The following is a 20,162-nucleotide window of genomic DNA, read 5'->3' as shown; positions in this document are numbered from 1 at the left end:
GCAGATGTGGCATGAGGCCTAAAAATCCCACCTGCGTGAATTATGAAATGACTCGACAGCGACGGTCGCCCCAACATTTCGTCAAATCACGAAATGTTGGTTTCTGGCAAGGACACCTCTGGCGCTTCTGCCGCTGAAAACGAGCAGCGTTTCGTCGGTAAATCAATCGACGTGCCGAAGGCGAATTCGCACGCGAAACGCATGCCGACAGCACCCGCCAATCTTTTTCTCGAAGGTAATTTTGCTCCTTTGCGACATGAATTTAATCTGGCGAAGACCCGGCAATTCGAGATTCGGGGCAAGGTACCGCGCGACCTCAACGGAAGCTTCTACCGCAATGGCCCCAACCCGCAGTTTGAGCCGGGCCCGTTTTACCATTGGTTTCTCGGCGACGGCATGCTGCACGCCTTTCACCTGCAGCGCGGTGAAGTCTCGTATCTGAACCGCTATGTTGCCACGCCGACGCTTGAGCTCGAACGCCGCGCGGGGCGTAATCTCTTTCTCGGGCAACGCACGAATATGCTTGCGAATCTGCAGCTCGTCGGCGGTAACCTCATTTCATTGATCTCCGGTCTGATCCGTGACAAGAACGCCGATGCCTACACGCGCCTCATTGCCAAGGCAAACACTTCAGTACTCGCGTTTCGCGAAGAACTTTTCGCTCTGGTCGAAAGCAGCCCGCCAATTCGCCTGCAGCCCACAACCCTCGCGAGCGAAGGTTTTGAGAAATTCGACGCGGGGTTTATGGCACCCTTCACGGCGCACCCGAAGACTGACCCGCAGACGGGATACCTGTATGCTTTTGGCTACCGGGTCGCGGGCGGGCCCAGACTCGAATATTACGTGATTAATCCCCATGGTAAACTTGTCAGCCGCACGGCAGTCGAAACCGATTACGCGGCGATGATTCACGATTTTGCCATTACGCGCAATTATGCTGTTGTGCCGGTTTTTCCCGCAGTCACTTCGCTTGCCTCGATACGCAGGGGCCGCATCGCCGAATGGCAGCCCGAAAAGGGAGCATCTGTCATCGTCATGAACAAAGATGGCGATACCGCGTCGCTGCGCAGGTTCGAACTGCCGGTGGGTTATGTGTACCACTACGCCAACGCATACGAAGACGGCAAGGCGATCGTTGTGGATGCAATTCGTTACGAGCGGGTACCGCTGATGGGCAGCGACACTGAAATACGCGCCGAGCTTTTCGAACAGGCAAACAACGGTTACCTGACGCGCTTTCGCATCGATCTCGCTTCGGGCAAAACCGAGACGCAGGTTTTACACAGCGAGCACTATGCAGAATTTCCCGTGATTGATCCCCGCCTCGTGGGCGAAAAATACGAGCACAGTTTTGCGGCCAGCGCGTCGGGCAATAACAGCTCGGCCGCGGGTATTTTCGACGGTCAGGTGAGCTACGAGCTCAGCCGGGGTAAGGTCAAAGCAGATATTCATGATTTTCCGCGCGGGCATTTTGGCGGGGAGCCGATTTTTGTTCCCACGGGCAAACCGGGCGAGCGCAAAGGTTACCTGCTGAACCTTATTTACTCAACCGAAGACAACCGTTCTTACCTTGCGGTTTTCGACGTAGCAAAACCCGATAAAAAGCCGCTCTGCGAAATCTGGCTGCCGCACCGTGTTCCCTATGGTTTTCACGGCACCTGGCGGCAGCACCGCAACTGAGAAATGGAAAAACCACCGCGCATCGACTTTGCTCCGGAGCACTATATCAACCGCGAGCTGTCATGGCTCAAATTTAACGAGCGTGTACTCGAAGAGGCGCTCGATGAATCGAACCCGCTTGTCGAGCGCCTGCGCTTTCTTCTGATTACGGAAACGAACCTCGACGAATTCTTTATGGTGCGGGTCGCGGGCCTCAAGCAGAAGCTCTTTAACGACATCGATGTCGAAAACGCCGACGGCATGCAGGTGCACGAGGTGCTGAAAAAGATTCACACCGGCGTCGCGGATTATTTCGAGAATGCCTACCAGCTAATGAACAAGGTGCTGCTACCTGCTTGCGCCGAACGGGGTATTCATCTGAAAAGCGCAGAGCACCTGACTGCCGCCGAGATGGGTGCCGTCAGGCGATACTTTGACACCGAGATATTTCCGATTTTAACCCCTCTGGCAATCGACATGGGGCACCCTTTTCCGAGGCTTGCGAACCGCTCGGTCAATCTGGCAGTGACTCTGAGGCGCAAGAACAAGGCCGACTCTCCCGACTATTTCGCCGTCGTGCAGATACCCTCAGTGCTGCCGAGGCTGTTTCTCGTTAGCGAAAAGCCGAACGAACGACACTACCTTTACCTCGAAGACATCATTGAACTCTTTTCGCACCGCATGTTTAAGGGTTTCGAAGTCGTCGAAACGCATGCTTTCAGGCTTACCCGCGACTCAGACCTCGTGATCGAAGAAGACGAGGGAGAAAGTCTCATGAAGATCGTTCAGCTTGAGTTGCGCCGCCGTGAAAAAGGTGCGGCGGTTCGCTTAGAGGTGCGCGACACCATGCCGGCAGAAATCGTCTCGAGGCTCACCGAAGCACTCGAGCTCGAAGCTGACGACGTCTATACCTGCCATGGCCAGCTGCCTTTTGCGGGGCTGAAGGCAATTCTCGATGACCCGCTCGTGGCAAATGAAACCTTCAAGCCCTTTACACCGATAGCGCCATTCAAATACGACCGGCCGGCCGATTTATTTTCGCTGATTCGCGCGGGCGATGTTTTGCTGCACCATCCGTTTCATTCGTTCGCGCTCGTTGAAGATCTCATTCAGGCGGCATCGGACGATGCAACCGTGCTTGGTATTAAAATTACCCTCTACCGCACCGGCGTGAAATCGCGAATCGTCGACGCGCTGATTCGCGCCGCGCGCAATGGCAAACAAGTCACCGCGCTGGTAGAGCTGAGAGCCCGCTTCGACGAAGAGACCAACATACAGTGGGCCAAACGCATGGAAGACGAAGGCGTTCATGTGGTTTATGGCCTCATCGGTTTTAAGACGCACTGCAAAGTCGCGCTGATTGTGCGCAAAGAAGCGAACAAGATCGTTCGCTACGTGCACATGTCGACGGGTAACTATAACTCCGCCACAGCGAGAATATACACCGACCTCAGCCTTATTACCGTCGACAAGGCGATCGCGCAAGATGCTACCCATCTTTTTAATTCGATCACCGGATACTCAAAATTGCCAGCGATGCAAAAGCTCTCAACAGCGCCCGGTAACCTCAAGGCGCTTGTGCTCAAAATGATACGCCGCGAAATCACGCATGCGCAAGGCGGCAAAAAAGGCCGTCTGATTGCCAAGATGAATTCCCTCGTAGACCGTGAGGTGATCGACGAACTCTACCGCGCTTCGCAGGCGGGAGTTCAGATCGATCTGGTCGTGCGCGGCATCTGCTGCCTGCGACCCGGTATCGCGGGAGTCTCTGAAAACATCAGGGTGCGCAGTGTCGTGGGCCGGCTGCTCGAGCACAGCCGCATTCTCGTCGCGCAGAATGGCGGCGACCCGCAGGTCTATCTGATGAGCGCCGACTGGATGCCCCGAAACTTTATTCGCCGCGTTGAGATTGCTTTTCCCATTGAGAACAAACATATTAAAGAAAAAATAATTCAGAATATTCTTCAGGTCTACCTCAACGACAACGATTCAGCCCGGGTTCTCGATGCAACCGGCAATTACAGCCGCCTTCGCCCTGAGGCTAAAGATGCAGTCAACGCGCAGCGCGTGTTTATCGATGAATGCCGGTCATCGCAAGAAGAGCAGAAGGCCGCCCTGGCGAAAACCAAGCACCTGCGCAAAGTCAAGAACCCGCGCAAGTAACGCTTCCCGTGACTCGGCGGGAACTCGCTGGTGCGATTATTTTCCGCAATTTTCGGCGCTAATCGGCGGAAATTCCCCCGCGAATCGGTAGCGATTCGCTCTGCAAGTGGCGAGGACGCCAGAATTCTCGCCGATTTTTCGCCTCTCGGCGAAATCGCGCCGAAAAGTGCGAAAAAATATCGCCCGTTGTTCTGGCTTCGCGAGTTCCCGCCGAGTCACCCCCGCTGCCCCAATTTGATTTGACGCTGAGCTTTGGCTCGGCAACATCGGGCATGAAAACAATCGACCAATGGCTTGAAGAATATGGTGAGAGCCACCGCAATAAGACCAACAAGCTGATCCATTGGATCTGCGTGCCGACGATTCTGTTCTGCGTATTGGGCCTGCTGGCGGCAATACCCACGGCAGGGCTCTTTAACTGGGCGCCTGAAAGCATTCAGGTGTTCGCGAACTGGGCAGGGGTCGTCGTCCTGCTCGCCGGGCTTTTCTACCTGCGCCTGTCATTCATGATGTTTTTGGGTATGACGGTAATTTCGGTGGCGATGCTCTTTGGTGTGCGCGAGGTTGCCAAGATCGAGCTCGCTCCGCTTTGGGTAACCTGTCTGACGCTCTTCGTCATCGCCTGGATCGGCCAGTTCATCGGCCATAAGATCGAAGGCAAAAAGCCGTCATTCTTTAAAGACCTGCAGTTCTTGCTGATCGGGCCTGCCTGGTTGCTCGGCTTTATTTTTCGCAAAGTCGGCATCAAATATTCATAGATCGCTCAAGGCACTTCTTCCAGGCTCAGCGGCGGCAAACCGACGCTGAGCGCCTTGGTCGTGAGCTCATTGAGCGAGACCCCGTCGAAAATACGAACGCCCGGCTGAAAAATATTGCGGTCTGCCAGGTAGACATTGCCGTTTGAGTGCAGCAAAAAGCCCGCAAGGTAACCACCATTATTGCGATTCAAGAACGCGGCGACACCCGTTACCGCCGGCGTGGTCGTGTTGAACGAACCAAAGATGCTGTTTAACCCTGCATCGTAGCCAATGAAAATTCCCTGACCGCCGGCAGTTAATTCACAATCCGCAATCTCGTAACCTGCCTGCGCTTCAGATATCAGCGGAGCGAGCAGAGCACCCGAAGCCACCGAGAATTCCAGGCAGGCACCATCGAGCTGGTAGTTGGCGGCGAATCTGCCCGCGGCGGCAAAGATGATGGAATTGCGCGCAGCATTGTAATGCAGGCGCGAAATCGGATTCGTATGCGAGAGCGTTGTGGCCACGACTGCATAGTTTGAGACGTCAATTTTCAATAGGTAACTTGTACCTTCGGGCGGCCAAAGCGCATCGGTTGCATTTCGCGCAAGCCTTTGTACCGCTACGTATAAGAATCCCGCGTGGTAGAGCATGTCGCCGGCTTCGGCATACCCGTCGCCGTCGGCATAAGCCGAAATACCGATCTGTGCTGATAGCGCGCCAGAATTTCGGCTGCGAATGTCGATGTGGTTCGCATTAAAGTAAGAAACAGCGAAAAGTCCACCGGGCAAGAATGCAATACTTTGAGGATTCAGCTTTGAACCGAGTGAAACCTCATATTGAATCATGTACCCTGAACTATGGTCCACGCGCATGACTGAATCTGCTCCGAGGCGTTGCAAGACGAATGACGCCACAGAAGCAGAATCGTAGTGCACGCCTGAATCCTGGTAAATGGGTACGATATCCCGGTACGCTTTCGAGCCTGCAGGGTCGACCGCGCTCAGAAAGCCCGTAGAAAAATCGGAGCCGACCGCAAGCACAACGCCGCTCGCCGGCGCATCGGGCTTCTGCGGGCGCTCAAAATCAGCGCATGCCCCCAGAAAAATCAGCACAGCACACGCGAAATTATTGACCATTCTGCGCCTTTGCATCAGTATTGAGCCGTCCATCTTACAAGATAATACCTGCCGGGCAGCGGGTAGCCGATGAAGTCGGTTTCGCGATCATCGGTGATATTCTTAACGGTAAAATTCAGAATATGCGTCGCACCTGAGCTCAGCGTATAGTCGATACCGCTGTCGACGAGTATCTTCGACGGCAAATAGAAACCATAACTGTTGTAGCGATCGCGAAAGACTGCGCCCCGAAATTCGGCCGACGTAATCGATCGCAGCTGGCCAAAGAGCAGCGTGAGCGTCGCCACTGCGTGGTGCCTCGGTCTGAACGGCAGGTATTTATCCTGATAATAGGGTATGCTGCCATAGTCACGCGCATCGAGATAGGTGTATCGCAGCGAGAGCAAGAATTTCTCAGGCAGGTGAAGCTGCACTTCGTTTTCGAGACCCGCGATCTGCGCGCTCGACGCGTTGACCGCGATAAGCGTACGCGACGAGTTCTGTGTGAAAAGAATAAAGTCTTTCGCACCGGTAAGCCACGCTTCGCTGCGCCATGAACAGATGATACTCGCCGGACAATTTAGAGCCCCGCGCACACCTGCGGCATTCGTAATTGCACGCTCGCTGCGCAGAAATTCAGAGGCCGTAACGAACAGTCCGTCGCCGAAGCGCTCATAAAGCGTCGGGCTTCTAAAGGCACTCGTGGCCTGGGCATAAACTTCGAGCGCGCTGCGGTCAGCCGAGGCGTCAAAGAGGGCCAGCGGACGCAGCGCAACAAAGCCCGAGGCGCTGACACCCGTTGTGCTAAAAACGGTCTCACGCGATGCGTAAAACGCATTCTGCGCGGCGTTGTCCTGGGTTGCCGTAAAACCCGTCTGCGCGGCGACACGAAAGAGACTTGTATCATAGGCGGCGTTTGCTGTGCCCTGCCCTTCATGGCGCGCAGCGATATTGCCACGATCGACCGCGATAGACTGGTACTTGGCCCGGGTGTGCACAGCGGCATCGACTGTGTTGGTGCGAAATGCCAGCGAAGCCCCAGCGAGCAATTGCGGTGATTCAGACAGTTGACGGGTAGCCGCGATGAGTTCGCGCTTTGGGTCGGTCAGTTCAGAGCGGTCGAACGAGGTTGTAGCGATGAGCTGCACGTTCAGGGTTTCGCTGAGCGGTCGTGCGGCCTTTACCGCGCCGCTCATGCGCTGCTCGCTGCGCCGGGCCGATTCTATCGGCAAATTCTGCACGCCGGGGATTCCCCGGTCGCTATGGTAGAAATCAGCGAGGCCGGCAATTTGCCATTTACCTGCAGCAAGCGTGCCAAAACCCGTATAGCCCGCCCGCGTAAAATCTTCATTGAGCCGCTGCAAAACACGGTCGTCTGACCGGTTCTCAGGGGTACCATTGTTAGAAACGTATTCGTAGCGATTGCGGCTCTGTTCGAACGAAACAAAGTTGAGCGAACTGCCTGTCTGCCGGGCCGCGATAACAGAGGTGCCGAGCAGTGAATTCTGTGATACCTGCGTCAGATAGCGTGCCGACTCGCCTTCAGGCCGCAGCAGCCGAAAATTCAGGGCTCCGCCGATATTGGCACCGGGCAAATGCGACGGCACAAATGACGGATAGATATCGACGGCTGAAAAAAGCGGCAGCGGCAGCATCTCGAGATTTGGCGGCGTCGCGAGTGGCCTCGGCAGCGGCACACCTTCAATGAAATATTCAACCTGATCGGGGCTCATGCCCCTGATCGCGAGCACGCTCTGCGTACCGGGCGCCCCGGCACGGTTCACCTGCACTCCCGTTTGCTTTTGCAAAACATCGGAAGCCCGTTCTGACAGCGGCGCTTCAGCGGCGGTTGCAAGAGGTATCTCCCGGTAACTGCCGGCTGCCCGCGCATCCGATGAGGATATCAGACGAATCGGTTTAATGCGTTTGAGTTTCGCCTGCACCCGCAATTCTTCTGCTTCATCGCCGTGAACGTTCTGGCTCAAGGATACCAGCGCAAAGAGCAGGCAGCCGGCCGTTGCGCTTCTATTCAACGGATCGTGCTACCGCGCCATCGATGTCTGGCCCAGACGAAATTGCATCGGTCACGAAAGCCGCACCCGTGTCGGGGTTAATCCTTCTTGCGGCTGAAACCAATCGCAGATAGCGAAAGCCATTACTGCGTAACTCATCGCGCAGCGGCGTTGTGCAGCCTGTAGCAAAGGCGTTGCTGTCTGAGAGATTGTCGAGATCAAACAGATCTCCACCACCGACATCACCCTCACCGTCTGCATCCGCGTCGGTAAAGAGTTCTGCAGCCGTAAAATTATTGGCAGAATTCGTAACATTGTAGACCACAGGCGCCTTGCCCGCAAAACGCAGCCAATGCCCGGGGTCGTTGGAATAAGTCGTTTCGGGTGTGTTCGTGAAGTCTGGTGCAAAACCGCAATAGTTCACATTGTCATTGCTGACCTCTGCAAACATCGGTTCCATGAACCGACCGGGCCCCGGGGTTGAATTGAAGGCGTTCTCATAAACGGCAAAGTCGGCGCCCGCTACATTCTTGACCTTCTTGCCATTCCAGGCGAGCACGATGTGCGTTGTCGCACCGGTGTTCTCGAGCGAATAGACGTCGAGTCCGCCGGCTGTGAGGCCGCTGCCGCGTACGCCGTTGATCACAAGGTTCGTGTTGCCAAAGCCCGTGCCGGTATTGCCCGGTGCTTCGACGACCTGGTCAGCCAGGTAAACACCCGGCTTGGCCGCACTTGTCGCGACAGAATTGCTGTTGCCATTGCCGCTATTGGTGTCTTCTTTCTCGATCTGCGCGCAGTGCACCGTGAATGCGATGAGGGCGCTACCCACCATTAGAAAAGAGATTCGATTCTGCATTTGCTGCCCCTGTTGGTTGTATTATCAACCCCATAGAGCCCGCTGGCTTCTGAAATGCTGGATTTTTCAAAAGCTTTTCGCTGCTGCACCCGTGTCCTCGGGGTGCAGCAACAAGAGTTCCCGACTTAGGATAATCTTGTTTGGGGCCTGCGGCCCCAAACAAGATTATCCATTACGGTTGCGGGTCAGCGCCGGATTTTCACCGGACTTCCTCTTTTTTTGCGATGCGTAACTTACGCATCGCTTACGTTACGTATCGCTGATTTGACATGCCGTCAATCAATCATCAGAACTATCTTGCCGGTCGAGGCCCTGCTTTCGAGCAGGTTGTGCGCTTCACCTATCTGGTGCCATGACATTTGCCGCGAAACGACCGCTTTAATTTTTTCGGCTGCAAACATTTCCATGATCTGCTGCATTTCATGCTGCAACAGTTCAGGGTTCTCTTTCGCGACACGCAGCATGTTGACTCCGTAAAAACCCTTGCTGTTCAGCATCAGCTCGATCATCGAAAGCGTCAGCATGCTGACAACCTGCGGAATCAGCGCCGGCAGTTTGAAGATGTTTCGCTCTGAAAAGGCAGCGGCGCCGAATGCCACGACACGCCCGTGGGGCCTCAGCAAGTTGAGATCCTTCTTAAAGTATGAACCACCGACGGAATCGAGCACCACATCTAACGGCGCCGGGCCGGCGATGCGTTTGACTTCGCGTTCAAAATCTGTCTGCTGGTAGTTGATCGGGTAGTCGACCTTGAATTCTTGCAGAAGTTCGATCTTCTTTGCCGAGCCGGCCGTGGCAAAAACCGTGCAGCCGCGATTCTTCGCCATTTGTATGGCTGCAAGGCCCACGCCGCCAGCACCTGCATGAATCAGCACTTTCGCCCCGGGGCGCAGCGTGCCAGTCTCAAAGAGCGAATGGTAGGCCGTGGCGAAGTTTACGGGTATCGAAGCTGCATCGGCAAAACTCAGGTATGCAGGTTTTTTGACGACCGCGCGTTCGTCTGCAACCGCAAGTTCGGCGTAACCGCTGAAGAGCGTAAACGCAATGACTTCATCACCAGACCGAAAGTTTTTCACATTCTTGCCGGTTGAAACGACAACACCTGAAACCTCATAGCCCGGCACAAAAGGGAATTTGGGTGCGTCGTTGTACTGGCCTTTGCGCGCAACAATGTCGGCAAAGTTCAGACCGAACGCCTTAACCTGAATGAGAATCTCGTTGTCTTTCGGCTCGGGGTTCGGCCATTCTTCGACACGTAGAGTGTCGGCATCACCTGCTCTGTGAAATGGTATTGCGCGCATTCTTAACCTCGTTTTTGCTGTAATTTGCCCTTGCGGCGTGAAACCAGCTTTTTTCGTTTTTCATTCGTGATCTTGATGATTTCAAACAGCGCAGCTGTCGCGACCGCCGGCCCCTGTTCGGCGCTGAGCCCGGTGTAGATGCCCGCGAGTTGAAAGAGCTGCCGCGGGTTGGCACCGATGAGATGAGCCAGCAAGGTTTTGATTTCGCCGCCTGGCAACTGGTGCCGCCTCATTCCCCGGTAGCCATGGCTGATCATGAACCAGAATGAGCTCTTCTTGCGGTATTTCTTGAGCACAAAGGCAGTGATGAAAAACTCGGGCCAGCGGGGGTTTGCGGCGCGGCGTGAGAGAATGCCATAGCCCGCCCCGACGAGTCGCGGCAGCGACCATTGAAGAAATTCTGAATTTGTGCGGTTGCCGGCTCTCATGCTCTTTCTGCGCATCGCTGTTTCTCTACTCTGGCAAGCACGTCAAATGCAAAAAGTAATCATGCGTTTTGTCGTGGCGCAGAAAGATCGCCGAAGGTTCAAGTTCATCGAGGCTGAATTCTACACTGCGTAAATGATTCACCTTGTGTTCAAAGCGGTAAAGAGTCTGGCCAAGGCTTGTGAGACGCGATTCGAGAAACGTGAGCTCGTACCGCTTCAAAAAGCTAAACTCGTGTCGTACGGGTTTTAGCAATTCCAAATGCCATTGGCTGCTTTCGACTTTGCGAAAATACACATACGATGCAAGCGGTGCCTTTTTGAATATCCGGTGCAATTTTTCATCGACCATCCAGACGTCTTTACGCTGGTCATACCCAACGGGAAAGTTAAAGTGTGCCTCAAAAAAATTGATATCGCAGCGCAGGCGGTCGCTGACGGTGCGGAGCTTTGAGGTTTCAGGCATCGCGGCGAAGATTAGCCCGAACGGGGCGAAAAACAGCAGCAGGCGGATATATAGCCTCATGATTCTTCGGCCTCCAGAAAGAGTGCCGCCGCACCCAAAATGCCGGCGTTCTCATCACCCCGGGTAAAGATGAGTTGAAACGAATCATGAAAAACCCCGAGCGTCTGCTGCAAATACGCTGCCCGCAGCGTGGGTGTGAGCAGGGGCTCTGCGACTGCGACACCACCTGTCAGAACGAATTTTCGCACATTCAGAAGTTGCGTGATCGCCGCCATCGCAAACCCCAACGCCCTGCCCGCGGTTCTGTAACATTCGATCGCAGCGCCATCGCCGCCCATGGCGAGGGCAGATATATCTGCCGCAGACCTGCGCTCGCCGGTCTTAAGCTCATAAGATTTCGCAATACCCGTTGCCGAAGCATACGCTTCGAGGCAGCCGTCGCTGCCGCAGCCACAGCGCCGTGGCTCGTCGGCAAAAATGCCGGCAACATTCACGTGACCGACTTCGAAGAAATTTCCCCTGAACCCGCGCTGAAGTTTACCATTGAAGACGCAACCGCCGCCGACACCGGTGCCGAGCGTCAGCACTGCAAAATCACCCAGATTCTTACCAGCGCCGAAATATTTCTCGCCGAGCGTTGCGGCATTGGCGTCGTTTTCGAGCCTGATTTGTTTTCGCGGATATAACGCGCTCAATTCAGCGACGAGCGCCAAGTCTTTAACGCCTGGCATATTCGCCGAGGTGATGATCTTGCCGGCTTCAAGGTCAAGCGGCCCAGGTGAACCAATGCCAACCTGGTCGATATCAGAGAATTCGGGGCGCGCGATGACCGACGCGAGTTGTGCGACGAATTGTTCATTGCCCGCCGAGGCGACGGGCAATGCCCCTCTATGCGCGACGCTGCCCTCAGGCGTCACGGCGGCAAACTTCACCGTTGTGGCGCCGATATCGATGCCGAGAATGCGGCGCTGCATTGGCTGCTAACGCACTTTGCCGGCAACCGGAAAAGTCATCTTGAACGGATCAATCGCAACGGCGATGCGCGGGCCGTGCGACATTTCGTGGTAGTCGGGAAAATCTTTTGAACCTTCAACCCGGTCGATGAAACAAATGCGCGCCGAACCCCGACCATCGAGTTTTGTCTCGAGGTAGAAATCCTCACCCTCAGAATATTGTGGCTCTTGCTTCTGCAACAGGTTCCAGGGCAAGAGCGAAGTTGTGATCGGAAAAGAAAAAAATCGGGGGGATAGTGAAACCGAATAGATGCTGTTGCCCGTTTTCGGCTGGCGCACGTCGATGTGCCATTCTTTTTTACCCTGTCGCCAGTCAAAATCGGCGAGTTCTTTGGGTATCGCCCAGTTGCGGCGGCCCCATTCAACCGAAGCCTGAGAAGAGACGTAGATTTTCGTAATACGAAGGTAAGTCTTGTTGTTATGTTCGAAAAAGCCGGGTATATAAAGAAGCTCATCGTATGGCCCACAGTTGGCGTTTTCATAGTGCACCAGCATCACGGCGCCCATGCCCCCGCGAAAGCTCTGTTTGTTTTCAGCCCCGATGAAGGGCGATTCGAGCACATTCTTTTTATGCGCGGGAAAAAATATCATGACGCCTGTGCCGGTAAGCGTCCACGGAGCGGGAAATTCAGATTTTTTTGCCATGGCTCAGTTCTTCGTTCTGCATCAGCCTGAATAACTCTTTTCGCATTGTAGAGCAGTTTGACCCTACCGCACGTGGCGCTCCACTCTCAACCCAACAGCAATCCGTTGTCGATTCATATTCTCTCGAATGCGCGCACGCTCTACTCGACGCGCCGCTTCTTTGAAGAAGGTTACAAGCGCGGGCACAAGATGCGGGTATATCCGCCGATGCAGATGTCTGCATATTTAGAGCGTAATGCACTCGAACTCTATTACCAGGACCAGAAGATTGAAACGCCCGATTGTATCATCCCGCGTCTGGGGCAAAAAAAGCCCGAGCATACGCTTGCGATTATCCGTCAGTACGAGATGATGGTGAGGCCAGGCTCATCGTCGCTGCACGTTAAATCACTGAACGGCAGCCTGCCGATGATGCGCTGCCGTGACAAATTCGTCACAATGCAGATTCTCGCGCAGAATAAAATTGCCGTACCGCGCAGCGTGATCATTGACGATCCGCTGCATATCGACAATGCTTTTGAAAAAATCGGAAATCCGCCTTATATTCTGAAAATACCCACCGGTTCGCAGGGCACCGGGGTTATGATCGCCGATTCGAAATCGGCCGGCCGCAGCTTCATCGAAGTTTTGCTCGACCAGGGGCTGCAGGTGATTGTGCAAGAATTCATCGCCGAAGCGCAGGGCGCAGATATTCGTGCGATTATTCTGCATGGCAACCTGATCGCCGCGATGCGCAGGCAGGCCACAGGTTATGATTTTCGCTCGAACATTCACCGGGGTGCGCTTTCCGAGAAGGTTGAGCTTTCGATTGAGGCCGCGCGCACGGTAAAACTCGCGGCACGCATTCTGGGGCTGAATTTTGCAGGCGTCGACCTCATCGAATCGAAACGCGGCCCGATGATTCTCGAAGTGAATGCATCCCCAGGCCTTGAGGGTATCGAAGCCGCAACGGGAGTTAACATCGCTGAAAGAGTGATTGACTACCTTGAAGAATCGCGCAAAGCGTGAGCGATGCCAGGCCAGGCGCCGCACCCGAATCTGAATCGCCAGCAGACCGAGGCTGCGACCAAGCTTTGGTCAACTGGCCTCAAGGCTCTTCAGGTTGTCGCCGGTGCGGGCAGCGGCAAAACTTCGACGTTGATTGCGGCCGTCGAATCTGCTGTCGCGCACGGCTTAGCCGCCGAAGGCATCGCGATTCTGACTTTTTCGCGCCGCGCCGCCCATGAGCTGAAAGAGAGGCTCGAAGCAAAAGCGATTCGCGTCGGTTTCTGTGGTACAATTCACGCGCTGGCATACCGCCTGCTCAAAAACAGCGGCCGCGAGTTTCGTATTCTCAGAGAAACAGCGAAGCTGCGCGCCGACTGGCTGCGGCAGCGGCACCCCCAGTTTCGTCATCTGCCCGACCGTGTTCTCGCGCGTGCTGAATTTCTCTCAGAAGCAGACAGCGATGATTGGCGAAATTTTTTCGCGGGCCACCAGGCACAAAACCAATACCTCGATTTTGACACGATGATCGCCGAGGCCGCAGCATTACCCGAAATTGCCGGGCGGTACCAGGCCGTTTTTGTCGATGAATTTCAAGACACTTCACCCGACCAGGCAGGCTTCGTTCAGGCCCTGAAGGCAGAGAAATACTTCGTGGTCGGCGATGACTGGCAGAGCATCTACGCGTTTCGTGGTGCGGATGTAGCGCTCACACGCAACTTTCAATCTGTCTTTGCAAATTCTCACCGTGTTTTTCTGCTGCATAACTACCGCAGCGCAAAAGAGATTGTCTTACTCGGCAACAAGGCGATAAGGCTTTCGTCTGACTATGTTCGCAAACGACTCAACGCAACCCGCTCCCGTGAGAACAAACCCGTTTTCTTCTTTGGCCAGGCCGAATCTGCAACGGCAGCCTGGCAACGCTTCTTAACGCAATACCCGAAGCTGCGAAAAGTGCCAGATCTGGCAACTATCACCGTTTTAGTGCGAACCAATGCACAGCGGCGGCTTCTCGAACGCGCTGCGCCACAAGGTTTGCAAGTGATGACGATCCACAAAAGCAAGGGACTCGAATTCGATCACGTCGTCGTGTTCGGCATCGCCGAGAACAGCATGCCCCACCGCGACAATCAATACGACGAAGAGGTCAGACTGCTCTACGTGGCTCTCACCCGGGCGCGCAGGTTTCTCGGCTTCGTCGGCTGGGAAACCGGCCAGGCGCGCTCAAAGTTTATTCCGTTTCTGATGCGGCACTGCCGGCTTGTTTACCTCTGACAACAGTTTACGTGTCCTCTTTGTTATGCACCCTGCCCAACGGTGGAACAAGGCTATTCGCAGGCGATAGCAGACGAGATACTCGGCGGCAACTTTCCGCGGGCGGCCGGGCTTGCAGAGATGTGGCTGCGCGAATTGCCGGCAATGACAAGCCGAGATGCAACCCCCGAAAAAGCCGAAGCCGACGAAGCTTATGAACTCACCCGCTACCTCGCGCACCGCCACGAACGACTGACAACGCTCAGCCCCGGTATTGAACGCGCGCGCGCTTTTGAAGAGATTCTGCACTTTCTGTTGCAGAACCGCTACGCGACGCTGGTGCGTCGCGCTGCAATCATGCTCTGCCATGCACAGATCGCCGATAACTTTGCACGTGACTTTGCCGGGCAGAAAAACTACCAGCTGAACCCGAAAGACATGCTGCAGCTCGCGTATTCATTGCTCATGATCGGCAATGTGACTTCGGCGCGCGAGGTGCTGGCGTTCATGCTGGCGAACCACCCGGGTCAGGCAGCGGCGCATTACCTGTCGGCACATGCTGCGAATGTCAGCGGCAATGAAACGGCATTCTTCGAGCACTACCGCGACGCGCTTTATCTAAGGCCCGAGGTTGTTTCTGAATACCCTGAGTTTTTGCCGGCAGGTATATTTCAAGAACTCTACAAACTCGTTCACGACGAAGAATACGGTGAGGGGGTGCGCGACCGCATCTATGCGCTCTTGCTTGAAGTGAACGGGGTCTACAAACACCGCCGCAAACTTAAAATCGACGAAGCGCGCGCGATTGAAGCTGAATACCGCAAATTGCACAATGAATACGCGGCAGCGCGCGTGCACAAGAAAGCATTCGAGCCACGCCTCTTACAGCTTCTGGCGATGCTGATTATACACGCGCAACAGATGCAGAATTTTGAAAAGTTTGAGCAATACCGCTCAGATATGCTGGCAATCGACCATTCGATCTGGCAGACTTTTCAGCAAAACAATCTCGCTACGGGAACCCCTACATGAAACTGAATGCCTTGGCAAGCAAAGCGAACCCGATCATCTTGTTTCTTTTCGTTGCCGCCGCGATCACGCCGGCAGCGCGCGCGCAGAATGAAAAATCCGCGACAGCGAAAACAGAGACCAACGCTGCCCCAGATCTCGCAGAATTTTCTGCCGCAAAGGGCGTTCCGCAATTACCCGGCTCAGCCTGGAAATTTGACCGCGAATCAGCGATAAATCTGCCGAACGGCGGGCATGTTGCTTCGATACTCGAATTCTTCTATCTGCCTGCGGTCATGGCGAACACCGATACCGGCGGTTTTTCAAGGCCTGAGAATGTTCAGATTTCGCAGCTGGGTGAATCGTACAAATGGCAGCGCTGGTATTTTGCCGGTGCCGATATTTCAAACCCGTCGAATCCCGGCGAGCCGCTGGTCTATATGCCGCTCGCCGCGCTGTCGGGTTTCAGCGCAGAAAAATATGGTGTGTCAAACACGCAGAAGAACGGCTACCACATGCAGCCGCTTGCAGCGCCAGATCAAAAATCAGAAGTTGCACTCTCGATGCCATTGCAGGTCGGCGGTTTTGCCGTGATACCCCGTGCGGTTGCTGACCGCGAACCGGCGAGCGACTGGGGTGCCCCCGAAAAGGCGCGCGGTTTTGAGCCCGGTAGTTTCGAGGCAAGGGCAAGTTATGCTTTCAAAACGGGTGAATCGAATGCGCTCATCTTTGCCGATGGCTACCGCAAGAGCCGTCATTTCAACAATCTCGCTTCACCCGAAACGGCTGTTGAATCGACGCTCATGGGTATGTTCAGGCCGGGTTTCGTCGCGGGCGATGAGCTGCACACGACGCTGCAATACCGCTCGCGCACGAACCTTGGGGCAGAATACTGGTTTGCAGAATCACAGACGCTGAAAAGTGATCAGATTTCAGGTGTCGCCAATTACCGCTTTTCGACCGCGAAAGCAGAGGGAACGCTCGCGCTCGGTTATGCGAATCGAAACACGACGCTGAACAGCGCAGCCCTGCAACGGTCTGCGGTTGATTCGCTGATTCAGGCACCAGCATTTCTGCCAACGGCCACCCACACGATGTTCTTCGACGCATCCGGGTTCAAGAAATTACCGGGTGAGTCGTACGATCTTGAATACGGCATCAACTCCCGCGTTGAGTTCGAACACCGCCGCGTGGCGCCGCCCGCGAACCTGCTCAGCGAAACTTTCTACAATGCGCCGCTGGCTGTCACACAGTATGAATCCGCATCTGCCGAGGCAAATTACCTCATGCGCTGGCAGCCGTTTGTGCGCGCGCAGAAAAAATACGCGCGCAGTGAATTTCTCGCCGGCGCCAACGCGCACATCGACTGGGGCTTCACCGACGCCGGTTCTAAAATCGGCTTCGTGCACCCGGCAGCGCTCATCTCGGGCAAAACGATGCTCGGCAGTTCAGGCTATTTTGTCTCAGGGGGATTGCAACACGACACCTTGGGTTTCACCCTGCAAGAAGTCTCTTACCTCAACCGCGACGGCCTCAGCGGTACGCGCTACAATTGGGCCGACACCAATGGCAACGGGGTAGCTGACGCAGGCGAGCTCTCGCTGCCGTCTCGCACCGGTGCGAGATACAGCACTGGCCAAAAGGGCCTCGAAGCGCCGCAGAAAGAAGAGCTGAATCTTTCTGTGGGTTATGCCGGCTTCAAGGGCTGGCTGCTTGAGTTCAATTTGAATGGCCGCATCTACAGAAAACTTTTCGAAGTGCGCTACGCCGACGGCACCTCACCGCAGTTTGCGCCAAGTTCTGCCGGCGGCACAGTCGCCGTCTACGACAAGACCGGCACAGGCAATGAAATTTATGAGCTGCGAAACGCCGAAAAAGATGCCTATTACGCACACACCGAAATCACGCTCGCACAGAGCGACAGGCGCAGCGACTGGATCATTCGCGCGTCGATCGGCGGTTACTTCGGCGCCGGCTACACGCCGCAGGGCATGGGCATGTTTTATAACGACGTCGGTGTCTATAACGAGTCGACGGCCGACCCGAATTTTCGCGAGAACCGCTTCGGGCGACTTGACAACGACCGGGGTTATATCGGCAAAATTATCTTCGGCCGCCGTTTCGCGAAAGCCTTTACCGTGATGAATGTACTCCGTTACCGCGACGGCGAATCGCTCGCTGGCTACCGCCGCGTCACCGGCCTTTCGCAGGGCCCGATTCTCGTGCCGTTCGAAGAGCGCGGCGGTGGTCTCACCGGCGTGGGCCGCTACACCTACTCGCTCGCGTGGGACTTAAGGCTGCGCTATGAGACCGTTTTTTCCGGCAACCCGGCATGGGCGTTTCTCGACGTTTACAACCTGATCAACTCGCGCACCGAACTCACCGAATATCCACTTGAGGGCACTGCGTTTCGCGACCCGGTCGAACAGGGCATTGCGAGAACGCTGCGTATCGGACTGGGCATGAATTTTTGATCACCTCACAAAAAACGTCTTCATCTCGCCCTTGCCCTTAATGATTATCTTGCCGCGCTCTTCTATGGCAAATTCTCCACCAAGCCCCGCAACCACCCGCTCAGTGACGTGAATCTTGCCCGGTTCGCCATGGCTTTCCATGCGGCTGGCGGTGTTGACCGTATCACCCCAAAGATCAAAAATAAACTTTTTGGTACCGATGACGCCAGCCGTTGCTTCGCCGACATCGATGCCAATGCGCAATTCGAGCGCATTCATGGTCTTCACCATTTCAAGCATCTCTTTGGCAAAACCTAGTATACGCCCGGCGTCGTCATGGCGGCTTTTGGGAATTCCCGCGACTACCATGTATGCGTCGCCAATGGTTTTTATCTTCTCGACGTCGTATTTTTCGACCAGAATATCAATCAGTGAAAAGACTTCGTTCAGCCGTCGCACGACTTCATCAGGCGTGGTCTGCGACGAGAGCTGCGTAAAGCCCACAATATCGGCGAACAATACATAGACTTTGGGGTAATGGTCGGCGATCGTGTTTTCTCCGTTCTGCAGACGCTCGGCGATTTCTGCTGGCAGAATATTCAGCAACAGCCTTTCAGAGCGGCGTTTCTCATGCTGCAGCCGAATTTCAGTTTCGCGTGACAATTTGAAGAAAAGCCGCACAACCATAAAGACAACACTAAAACTCGAAGCAAAGGCGATCAGAAACAGTCCATCGTACATTGCAGGCGTCACCGCGACGAACTGGAGATTGTATTTTTTCACGGCAAAACTCGCGCCGAACCCGAGAATGCCCGTTAAGAAGGCATAGGCAATGCCGAAACGGCTTTTATGGAACAGCACATAGGGCAACGCCGGCAATGCAAGATAAAACAGATAGTTGCCAATCTGCCAGCCTAAGAGCAGCGTAAACACGAAGATATGTCCCTGCACGAGTGTCGTAAAGATGAGGCGCGATGCCAGTGGTTTGCGGAAATAGACCAGAGCGACACAAAACGCATAGCCGATAAAGAGCGAGCCATTGATCACATGGTTCAGCCCCACGTGCGTGATATTCAGAACAAAGTATGGGATCGTCGCGTAGACTACTGTAATCGCGAGCGTCAGCGCGAGCATAAAGTTGAATATATAATGCGAGCGCTTCTCAAAGTCAGCCATACCTGGCTCGACCCCAAGATTACGATATGCGGTAAGCTGGCGCCTGAAGAAATTCAGAACTGACGCCATAACAACCGGCCTCAGCTTTCAGGTTTTACACGCAGAAAATACTGCGGATATCTCAGAGAAAAGATCAAGAACGCCACGATCAGCAGCGTGATAATACACGAATCTGCATAAAAATGGCGAATATCGCGCGTCGCATAGGCGATGAGTCCATATAAGTTGATGAAGGTTATGATACCGAAGAACATTAGAAACGCGGTTAATCCCCCGTTCTTCTTCATCTCGCTGTTGGCGGCAATGACCGGACGCGTTTCCATGAAAAGCTTCACATAATAGGCGGCGTTGTGTATCATCGCGACGCTGAAGATCACATCGATAAAGCTCGGTTCACCGATATAGAAGAACTGGCGCGGATCGCGCGGCATAACCTGAGGCGCAACGAGGTTGATGAGGGGAATCAGAATCAGCACGAATAATCCCGGCAGAAACGCGAGTTGCGTGCGCCGGTTAGCCTGAAATTTTTCATCACCGGTGGCTTTGTAAAAATAGTAAACCCCCGGGCCAATCAGAAAGTTTGCCCCTACGAAAATATAGTTCACCCACTGCACTTTGAAGAATATTGTATTGAGGTTAAACCATGCATAGAGCTGCGTGACACCCATCACGAAGCAGAGCAGCGTCAGGTAGGGCACTGAGCGCCGCGGATATTTCAGCGCCAGCGTCGCGAGCCCCAGCACAAAACAGAGAAACGCCCCGCCGCTGATGAGCGCATTAAAGAGCACGTTCAGATAAGGATTCGAAAGAATATCCATACCCCAGTCAGCAGGTGGCGCGGCGTCGGTCAACTGAATTTGCCCGGGTTGGCTCAGCTGATGCCAGGTTTTGT

General features: G+C 54.7%; 17 protein-coding genes and 1 riboswitch. Of the genes, 7 read left to right on the top strand and 10 right to left on the bottom strand.

The annotated features are described in order from the left end of the window. The first annotated feature begins 201 nt into the window (after positions 1-201). The 3 genes from TURPA_RS16125 (at position 202) to TURPA_RS16110 (ending at position 4,580) form a co-directional block, all read left to right on the top strand. Positions 202-1,680 carry a carotenoid oxygenase family protein gene (locus TURPA_RS16125; protein WP_157210531.1) on the top strand — a complete coding sequence of 493 codons (1,479 nt, stop codon included), beginning with the start codon at positions 202-204 and terminating at the stop codon, positions 1,678-1,680. Between the two features lie 3 nt (positions 1,681-1,683). Further along, on the top strand, positions 1,684-3,822 hold the full coding sequence (gene ppk1 / locus TURPA_RS16120) for a polyphosphate kinase 1 (RefSeq protein ID WP_014804371.1): 2,139 nt from the start codon (positions 1,684-1,686) through the stop codon (positions 3,820-3,822). Between the two features lie 272 nt (positions 3,823-4,094). After that, complete coding sequence (locus tag TURPA_RS16110) at positions 4,095-4,580, top strand: Mpo1 family 2-hydroxy fatty acid dioxygenase (protein WP_014804370.1); 486 nt, start codon at positions 4,095-4,097, stop codon at positions 4,578-4,580. A gap of 5 nt (positions 4,581-4,585) precedes the next feature. Here TURPA_RS16110 and TURPA_RS16105 read toward each other — a convergent pair whose 3' ends face one another. From TURPA_RS16105 to TURPA_RS16070, 8 genes are all read right to left on the bottom strand, one after another. After that, positions 4,586-5,698 (bottom strand): hypothetical protein, encoded by a 1,113-nt coding sequence (locus tag TURPA_RS16105; RefSeq protein WP_014804369.1) that lies wholly within the window; start codon positions 5,696-5,698, stop codon positions 4,586-4,588. A 14-nt stretch (positions 5,699-5,712) separates the two neighbouring features. Beyond that, on the bottom strand, positions 5,713-7,662 hold the full coding sequence (locus TURPA_RS16100; RefSeq protein ID WP_041948574.1) for a TonB-dependent receptor plug domain-containing protein: 1,950 nt from the start codon (positions 7,660-7,662) through the stop codon (positions 5,713-5,715). Positions 7,663-7,702: 40 nt separating this feature from the next. After that, positions 7,703-8,545 carry an LIC_13355 family lipoprotein gene (locus TURPA_RS16095; RefSeq protein ID WP_014804367.1) on the bottom strand — a complete coding sequence of 281 codons (843 nt, stop codon included), beginning with the start codon at positions 8,543-8,545 and terminating at the stop codon, positions 7,703-7,705. A gap of 75 nt (positions 8,546-8,620) precedes the next feature. After that, positions 8,621-8,772, bottom strand: a riboswitch (adenosylcobalamin (AdoCbl) riboswitch). Between the two features lie 48 nt (positions 8,773-8,820). Beyond that, positions 8,821-9,846 carry a quinone oxidoreductase family protein gene (locus TURPA_RS16090; RefSeq protein ID WP_014804366.1) on the bottom strand — a complete coding sequence of 342 codons (1,026 nt, stop codon included), beginning with the start codon at positions 9,844-9,846 and terminating at the stop codon, positions 8,821-8,823. A 2-nt stretch (positions 9,847-9,848) separates the two neighbouring features. Next, positions 9,849-10,274: a hypothetical protein gene (locus tag TURPA_RS16085; RefSeq protein WP_157210530.1), complete on the bottom strand. Its 426-nt coding sequence runs from the start codon at positions 10,272-10,274 to the stop codon at positions 9,849-9,851. A 25-nt stretch (positions 10,275-10,299) separates the two neighbouring features. Further along, positions 10,300-10,797, bottom strand: coding sequence for a hypothetical protein (locus TURPA_RS16080; RefSeq protein WP_014804364.1), 498 nt, complete (start codon positions 10,795-10,797; stop codon positions 10,300-10,302). Next, positions 10,794-11,711, bottom strand: a complete 918-nt coding sequence (locus TURPA_RS16075) for an ROK family protein (RefSeq protein WP_014804363.1) — start codon at positions 11,709-11,711, stop codon at positions 10,794-10,796. Before TURPA_RS16075 ends, TURPA_RS16080 begins: the two co-directional genes overlap by 4 nt. Before the next feature lie 6 nt (positions 11,712-11,717). Then, positions 11,718-12,395 carry an acetoacetate decarboxylase family protein gene (locus tag TURPA_RS16070; protein WP_014804362.1) on the bottom strand — a complete coding sequence of 226 codons (678 nt, stop codon included), beginning with the start codon at positions 12,393-12,395 and terminating at the stop codon, positions 11,718-11,720. 72 nt (positions 12,396-12,467) lie between these two features. Here TURPA_RS16070 and TURPA_RS16065 point away from each other — a divergent pair, with 72 nt between their 5' ends. The 4 genes from TURPA_RS16065 to TURPA_RS16050 are packed head-to-tail and all read left to right on the top strand — an operon-like array spanning position 12,468 to position 18,115. Continuing rightward, positions 12,468-13,403, top strand: a complete 936-nt coding sequence (locus TURPA_RS16065) for an ATP-grasp domain-containing protein (RefSeq protein ID WP_014804361.1) — start codon at positions 12,468-12,470, stop codon at positions 13,401-13,403. Positions 13,404-13,406: 3 nt separating this feature from the next. Then, complete coding sequence (locus TURPA_RS16060; RefSeq protein ID WP_014804360.1) at positions 13,407-14,654, top strand: UvrD-helicase domain-containing protein; 1,248 nt, start codon at positions 13,407-13,409, stop codon at positions 14,652-14,654. 42 nt (positions 14,655-14,696) lie between these two features. Beyond that, the gene (locus TURPA_RS16055) at positions 14,697-15,665 is read left to right on the top strand and encodes a hypothetical protein (RefSeq protein WP_014804359.1); all 969 of its coding nucleotides are present in this window, start codon (positions 14,697-14,699) and stop codon (positions 15,663-15,665) included. Continuing rightward, positions 15,662-18,115 carry a hypothetical protein gene (locus TURPA_RS16050; protein WP_014804358.1) on the top strand — a complete coding sequence of 818 codons (2,454 nt, stop codon included), beginning with the start codon at positions 15,662-15,664 and terminating at the stop codon, positions 18,113-18,115. The genes TURPA_RS16055 and TURPA_RS16050 overlap by 4 nt, the downstream gene beginning before the upstream one ends. On the opposite strand, the gene TURPA_RS22175 is transcribed toward TURPA_RS16050, so the two are convergent. Beyond that, positions 18,116-19,339, bottom strand: a complete 1,224-nt coding sequence (locus TURPA_RS22175) for an adenylate/guanylate cyclase domain-containing protein (protein ID WP_014804357.1) — start codon at positions 19,337-19,339, stop codon at positions 18,116-18,118. A gap of 11 nt (positions 19,340-19,350) precedes the next feature. Then, on the bottom strand, positions 19,351-20,088 hold the full coding sequence (locus tag TURPA_RS16040) for a hypothetical protein (protein WP_014804356.1): 738 nt from the start codon (positions 20,086-20,088) through the stop codon (positions 19,351-19,353). Positions 20,089-20,162: the final 74 nt, after the last annotated feature.

It is taken from the genome of Turneriella parva DSM 21527 (assembly GCF_000266885.1).
In the GTDB taxonomy this organism is placed as follows: Bacteria; Spirochaetota; Leptospiria; order Turneriellales; family Turneriellaceae; genus Turneriella; species Turneriella parva.
The sequence above is the reverse complement of the archived record's forward strand: the minus strand, read 5'-3'. Positions and strand labels throughout refer to the sequence as shown.

What these genes read in the sequence shown, in the direction of transcription:
- TURPA_RS16125 (WP_157210531.1), top strand. Translation starts at nt 202, where the DNA reads ATGCCGACAGCACCCGCCAATCTTTTTCTCGAAGGTAATTTTGCTCCT.
- ppk1 (WP_014804371.1), top strand. Translation starts at nt 1,684, where the DNA reads ATGGAAAAACCACCGCGCATCGACTTTGCTCCGGAGCACTATATCAAC.
- TURPA_RS16110 (WP_014804370.1), top strand. Translation starts at nt 4,095, where the DNA reads ATGAAAACAATCGACCAATGGCTTGAAGAATATGGTGAGAGCCACCGC.
- TURPA_RS16105 (WP_014804369.1), bottom strand. Translation starts at nt 5,698, where the DNA reads ATGGTCAATAATTTCGCGTGTGCTGTGCTGATTTTTCTGGGGGCATGC.
- TURPA_RS16095 (WP_014804367.1), bottom strand. Translation starts at nt 8,545, where the DNA reads ATGCAGAATCGAATCTCTTTTCTAATGGTGGGTAGCGCCCTCATCGCA.
- TURPA_RS16090 (WP_014804366.1), bottom strand. Translation starts at nt 9,846, where the DNA reads ATGCGCGCAATACCATTTCACAGAGCAGGTGATGCCGACACTCTACGT.
- TURPA_RS16085 (WP_157210530.1), bottom strand. Translation starts at nt 10,274, where the DNA reads ATGAGAGCCGGCAACCGCACAAATTCAGAATTTCTTCAATGGTCGCTG.
- TURPA_RS16080 (WP_014804364.1), bottom strand. Translation starts at nt 10,797, where the DNA reads ATGAGGCTATATATCCGCCTGCTGCTGTTTTTCGCCCCGTTCGGGCTA.
- TURPA_RS16075 (WP_014804363.1), bottom strand. Translation starts at nt 11,711, where the DNA reads ATGCAGCGCCGCATTCTCGGCATCGATATCGGCGCCACAACGGTGAAG.
- TURPA_RS16070 (WP_014804362.1), bottom strand. Translation starts at nt 12,395, where the DNA reads ATGGCAAAAAAATCTGAATTTCCCGCTCCGTGGACGCTTACCGGCACA.
- TURPA_RS16060 (WP_014804360.1), top strand. Translation starts at nt 13,407, where the DNA reads ATGCCAGGCCAGGCGCCGCACCCGAATCTGAATCGCCAGCAGACCGAG.
- TURPA_RS16050 (WP_014804358.1), top strand. Translation starts at nt 15,662, where the DNA reads ATGAAACTGAATGCCTTGGCAAGCAAAGCGAACCCGATCATCTTGTTT.
- TURPA_RS22175 (WP_014804357.1), bottom strand. Translation starts at nt 19,339, where the DNA reads ATGGCGTCAGTTCTGAATTTCTTCAGGCGCCAGCTTACCGCATATCGT.
- TURPA_RS16040 (WP_014804356.1), bottom strand. Translation starts at nt 20,088, where the DNA reads ATGGATATTCTTTCGAATCCTTATCTGAACGTGCTCTTTAATGCGCTC.